This is a genomic window from Bacteroidetes bacterium GWF2_43_63 (assembly GCA_001769275.1).
Classification (GTDB): Bacteria; Bacteroidota; Bacteroidia; order Bacteroidales; family DTU049; genus GWF2-43-63.
Map to the genome: position 1 here is coordinate 58,861 of MEOQ01000039.1, position 6,849 is coordinate 65,709.

Below are 6,849 nucleotides of genomic sequence, written 5' to 3' on the forward strand. Positions count from 1 at the left end.
TTTTTTATTAAATGCAACAAAAGCTCATTTCAATATTGTCTATATATTTGCCCATCCAAATCTAAATTCTCCTATGAAATATTTCATTTTATCGCTGTTGGCTCTGGTTTTTGCGGTAAGTGCCGCCAAAAGCCAGACTATCGTGCTGAACGAAGACTTTGAGTCAGCACCCTATGACCTCACGTCCTCAGGACCTATTGCCTGGGGAATTAACTCCCGGCTGCATGCCTCGGGATCATTTTCGGACACATGCACATTGGGTCTGACGAGTACCAGTTACCTGACCACTCCGGCTTTTTCTACTACAGGAAACACGAGCGTAGTTTTGGAATTCAAGCAAATCTGCAAAATCGAAAGTGGTGATGCCGGACAGATTGAATATTCCATTGATGGAGGTGCTACCTGGACTTTGGTGACAATAAGCAACTACCTCGGTGTCGGATCGTTCGCCTCTAATAAATTCACGGAATTCAGCTACCCTACTACCTGGGCAGCCGGAGTAGGCGCAACTGTTCCGCAGAACACCTGGTGGAAAACAGAACAATTCGATCTGAGCGGACTGGTTGGCAATCAGGCCAGCGTTAAGATCCGATTTAAGCTGAGTGATGGCAACAACAACGGCGCCAATCAGCGCACAGGCTGGAGTCTTGATGATGTAAAAGTTACAATCGCGCCATCGGAACTGATTCCGCCAACCATTACACTGCTTCCACTTATTTATCAGGATACAGTATTTGTAAATGGCCCATTTGAAATTAAAGCTGCCATCAGTGACGCATCTGGAATTGCATCTGCAACCCTGTCTTACTCAATAAACGGCGGTGCCAGCACAAACGTGCCAATGACCGTTATTTTGGCAGATACATTTCATGCCACCATTCCTGCTCAGGCATACAATACACGTATAGACTATACGATTTCGGCTATCGATGCGGCATTGGCAGCCAACACCGGATCGACTACCGGGAACTGGTTTTTCGTAAAAAAGCCAGCTCCGGTTGCAATCATTGGAACAGGCACCGCCAGCGGCTATGAAGTGCCGGTGAATGCCTTTTACGATTATTCATGGAGTGAGCAAATTTACACAGCAACAGAAATTGGAATGTCGGGGATAATTGATTCCATATTCTTTCAGGTTGCCTCTACCCCGACTCCCTTCATAATGCCTAATCAGGACATTTATATCTCATCAAGTCCGGTCAGTGAATTCCTGACTTCGGCGTTCCCTGATACAACTCAAATGACGCGGATTTTTACCGGCACCTATACTTTTACCGCAACCGGCTGGGCAAAAATACCAGTAACAGTGCCCTATTTTTATGATGGAACAGGAAATATCCATATTGTTTGGATTAATAAAGACGGTGATTATGATTATACATATCCGGAATTCTATTACACCACTACCACTGGCAACCTCACTCAGTATGATTCTCAGGACTATTCATTCCCATCAGGGGCCGGAACCCTGTCAACCGACCGTCCCAATCTGAAGATCGCTTTCCGGAGCAATAACAACAGCAACGATGTTGCAATGCATCAAATTACGGAACCATTTAGCACCCCAACTCCAACCACCGGAACCCCATATCCGGTGAAAACCATATTCCGGAATCTGGGCGCCAACACAGTCACGAGTCTCACGCTCAACTGGAGTGTTGACGGAATTCTTCAAACGCCTTATCCCTGGACCGGATCGCTGCTTCAAGATCAGAATTCAGCTGAGATTCTGCTTGGCAACGTGACATTTACGGGTCAGGGCAGTCATCAGATTAAGGTCTGGTCTTCGCTACCAAATGGAGTTGCCGATGAAGGACCCGTTAATGACACAATATTGAAAAATTATTTTGTCTGCAACACTTTACTTGCAGGCAACTACACCATCAATCCGGTAGTGCCCACCGGTGGTGCCAATTTTCAGTATTTTGCAGATGCCGTTGGGGCTCTGTCAAACTGCGGTATCAGCGATACAACAGTTTTCAACATTGTTCCCGGAACTTACACAACATTAATAAGTCTTCCTGAAATACCAGGTGCTGGTCCCAATGCCAATGTGACTTTCCAGTCATCGACCGGCGTAGCCACAGATGTTGTTTTGCAAAACACAGCTACATCTTCATCTGATAATTATATTTTCAACCTGAATGGCACTGATTATTTCAGTATCCGTAACCTGAGCATTCAGGCACTGGGGGCTACTCATGCTCGTTGCATCGCATTAAGCAGTGGTTGTGAAAATATCATTATCGAAGGAAACAATATTGCCGGGGCCAATGCATTAATGCAGGACAACAATTTGGATCTGATTTTCAAACTAACCAGCTCAAATGACTCCAATATTGTTATTAGGAACAACAATCTGCAATACGGATCAACAGCGATGAACCTGATTACAGACTTCGCAGGTTTAAGCCACAATATTTCAATTACCGGAAACACCATCACTGATTATTATTATGCAGGTATTCAAGTGGAATATTGCTCCGGTATTACTATTGACACCAATATTGTCAGTTCTGGCAACACTTCTGATTATGCCTTTGGTGTGAATGTCTATGAAAGCGACAATGTCGACATTCGGATGAACCGAATTTATAATGCAAAATATGCAGCATTGTATCTTTTCGCAGTTACAAATTCTGCTGCGGACCGGGGCAGTATTATTAACAACTTTGTATCAGCTGGTGGTACTGGTGATGCATATGGGATTTACTTCTATGAATGCACTAACTTTAATGTTTACCACAACAGCGTTAATTGCTATTCTTCGGGATCGAATTTAGATTATGCATTTTATTCCAATTATGGTGTTGACAATGAGATATTCAACAACATCTTTGCAAACACCGGAAGCGGTTATGCCATTGGATTGAATAATTTTTCGGATACAGCAAACTACAACAACCTTTATACAACCGGCAGTAATCTGGCTGTATTTGATTATAACGACTATGCTAACCTGGCTTCTTATCAGACTGCCTCGGCTATGGATGCCAACTCAATCAGCTCGAATCCGATATTTATCAGCAACACAGAATTGCATACGATTGCTTTCGGCCTCAACAATCTTGGCTTTGGAGTTGGGGTTTCGAATGATATTGATGGAGAAGTGAGAAATGTAACAACCCCGGAAATGGGTGCCGACGAATTCACACCCCCATTGCAGGAAGCTGGCATTGTATCGCACCTTTCACCAATGGGTGGATGCGGACTTGCTATGGAAAGCATTGGAATTCAAATTGCCTGCAATGGCTTGAATGCTATTAATGGAAACCTGACAGCCTACTACTCGGTCGATGGCGGAACGCCAGTCTCGCAGGCGATTTCCACACAGATTCTGTCCGGCGACACTCTAGACTTCACTTTCTCAACGCTGGCCGACCTTTCAGTCGGGGCGACAGATCATGTTTTCGAAATCAACACCTGGATTGCCTTGACCGGTGACCCGATTGCTGCAAACGACACACTTTTATTTTCTGTTACTTCGCTGCATAGTCCAGCTCCGGTTGTGGTTTCAAATGCAACAATACCTTATGGAACAGCTGCAACACTAACAGCAACCAGCACCGACACCATTCAGTGGTATGCAGATCCTGCACTAATTACCCTGCTTGAAACCGGTACTTCCTATACGACACCCGTTCTGTATGACACCACAATTTATTTTGTTGCATCTACCTCTGGTGTAAAATATAATTACACTTTTGAAACAGATCTTCAGGGTTGGTCTGCGTTGGCTCCCTGCGCCAGTTACACCACATACAACTGGGGCTGGAATTCAGATGCCGGCGTTGGGACCGCGCTTATGGTTGACCAATCAAGCTCATCGGGAGCCATGCTGCTCTCGCCAGTATTTAATGTTTTTGGGACGGATGTTTCACTGACATTCACACACCGCTTCGAAACCGAAAGCTGTTGTGACCACGGTTATGTTGCATACCGATTGGATGGCGGAGCCTGGAATCAGTTTGAACCAAGCACCGGAGGCTATAATTATGATGACGGATTGAATGTTGATCCGGCCATTGGCTCGTGCAATTATTATGAACCTGCAGCTGGTGTTTTTTCCGGGAGTTCAGGTTATATGACAACTTCCGGGCAAATACTGCTGAACGGAGGAACTCAACTCGAAATTGCTTTTGTGTTTTCATCTGATGGAAGCGTAGGTGCAGAAGGTTGGTTCATTGATGAAGTTACTGTAGAAAAGGCCGGATGCCCCGGTCAGGTTAAGCCGGATACAGTTTTCGTTACCGGTGCTCCATCCGTCGATGTTGGTGTAATCGCGATTGATTCGCCAAACGATGGAATTGATCTAACAAACAATGAAACGGTTACTGTTCGCGTGAAAAATTACGGAACTACTGCTGCTTCAAACATTCCGGTTAACTATACCATTAATGCCGGCACTGCTGTTACCGGAAGCATTGCAGGACCAGTTAATCCAGGCGATACCGCAACCTACACATTCGCTGCAGGAGCAAACCTCAGCACATTTGCAACCTATGAAATTGCTGCATACACTACTCTCTCCGGCGATCTGTATCCAGTCAACGACACTGTTAAGAAACAGGTTGTAAATTCTCCTCTGACTTATTGTGAATCATATGCCGAAAACGCAGGTGACGAAGATATAGGCAATGTGACCCTGAGTGGATTGAACAACACGTCTCCTACACCTTACAGCGGCACTTATACCGATTATACAACTACCGTGGCTCCTGCTTATCTCGCGCTGGGACAGACTTATCCGATATCAATCACCGTTGTTACAGGAGGCAGTGACTATTCAGGTTACAGTGAAGTATATATTGATTATAACCACGATGGTGTTTTTACCGAACCCGCAGAACTTGCATTCGGATCGGCATATACAACCCAGCCTCAGGTGCTCACCGGCAATATAACCGTACCGCTCACCGCGGTGTCAGGAACAACTACCATGCGTGTTGTTGTCCAGGAAAGCAACGATGCAGCGGAAACTGAACCATGTAATGTTTACTACTATGGTGAGACCGAAGATTACCTTGTAACTATCGCCCCGCAAATTCCCGATGATGCAGGTGTGGTTTCCATTGATTCTCCCGACTACATTCAGGCCGAAAATTCACTGGTCCCTGTTGTTGTTACTGTTCGCAACTTTGGAACCAACACATTAACAACTATTCCTGTGGAATATATTGCCAACGGTGGTGCCCCTGTTGCATTTACGTGGAACGGATCGCTGGCGCCCAATGCAACAACACAAATCACACTCCCGGATGTAACCGTTGTTCCGGACAGCAATGAAATCTGCGCATACACACTGGTTGTTAATGATACCAACACTTTCAACGATAACGCATGTGCCTGGTTCTACGGACTGCCGCCTGCCATTATGTTTGAAGACGACATGGAAAACGGCACGCAGCTTTATACCGATGCTCCGACACTTTGGGAACACGGAGTACCAGCTGCAAGCATTATAAACATTGCACACAGCCCCGATAATGTATGGACCACCAATCTGGACGGAGATTACCCAATCTCTGCTTCAGGGTTCATTTACACACCCAATATCAATTTCTTTGGTGTCAGTGGTGCCTACCTGACCTTCTATTACTGGATCGAGGCACAGGAAAACAGTGACGGCGGCTATGCTCAATATACAAATAACAACGGCGCAACATGGACATCACTGGGTAGCATCAATGATCCCAATGGCTTCAACTGGTTTGAGTCTTACGTATCCGGAACACCTGGCTGGAGCAAGGCCACCAACGGATGGAAACCGGCCTTCATTAAACTTGATGCAGTCTCTGGCTACAGCATTGTGAAATTCCGTTTCGGGTTCAAATCAAATACAACGATCAATAACAATGGTTTTGCCATCGACGACATCAAAATTCTCGGACCTGCCGTTGCCATTGATGGTGGCATTGTGGAAATTGTTGCACCAGCTACTTCAACAACAACCGGGGCGGCAACAACTGTCACTGTTAAAATTAAAAATCTTGGAACCGACACTTTGACTTCAGTTCCTGTAAGTTATAAACTGAATACCGGATTCCCGCCGCAAAACGGTACATGGACTGGTACTTTGTTGCCCGATTCAACAGTGAATTACACTTTCACACAAACCTATCCAGGACCTTCCATCAACTATGAATTGTGTGCTTACACCAATGTCAGCGGCGATCCATACAGAGGAAATGATACCGCTTGTGTAAGTTTCAACGATATCATCGGATTAGAAGAAGCCACGTTCAATGGTGTAACCCTGCTGCAGAACGTCCCCAACCCCGCCTCTGCACAAACCGAAATCAGCTTTACGCTCCCCGCCCCCGGCAAATGCGTACTCACATTACGCAACACGCTCGGCGAGCTGATTCAGACCACCACTATTGATGGTCAGAGTGGAAAGAATTCGGTGAATGTTGATCTCAGCCGTCTCGGTCAGGGCATTTATGTGTACACCCTCGAATACAAAGATGTGGTGCTGACGAGAAGATTGTCGGTGATTAAATAATTTCTGTCACGGATTTTATTCCGATATTTATCGGAACCGCGCCAGAAAAAGGATAAGAAATAATAGGAAAAGGGAGCACGTTGTTGCTCCCTTTTTTTGTGATTTTTAACTCATTTAAGTTATCACTCATTAGTGACATTTACTGATGAAAGAAATGAATGTTGAATTTCCTGACTTCGACACTTTGAAATTTCCAATTTTGTAAGAAATTGATATATACATTTATACAATTTTCAGGATGCTCAAATGGGTGTCCCGGCAAAAAGACATTGTTTATTCCTAAAACAATACTGACGTCCGGAGGATGTCAAACAATAATAGCATCCGGCTTTAGCCGGATGTAA

Annotated in this window: 1 protein-coding gene; it reads left to right on the top strand. The window is 45.1% G+C overall.

Features of this window, described 5'->3' with window-relative positions; translation table 11 throughout:
- Positions 1-73: 73 nt before the first annotated feature.
- Positions 74-6,505, top strand: a complete 6,432-nt coding sequence (locus tag A2W93_07150; GenBank protein OFY53786.1) for a hypothetical protein — start codon at positions 74-76, stop codon at positions 6,503-6,505.
- Positions 6,506-6,849 lie beyond the last annotated feature (344 nt).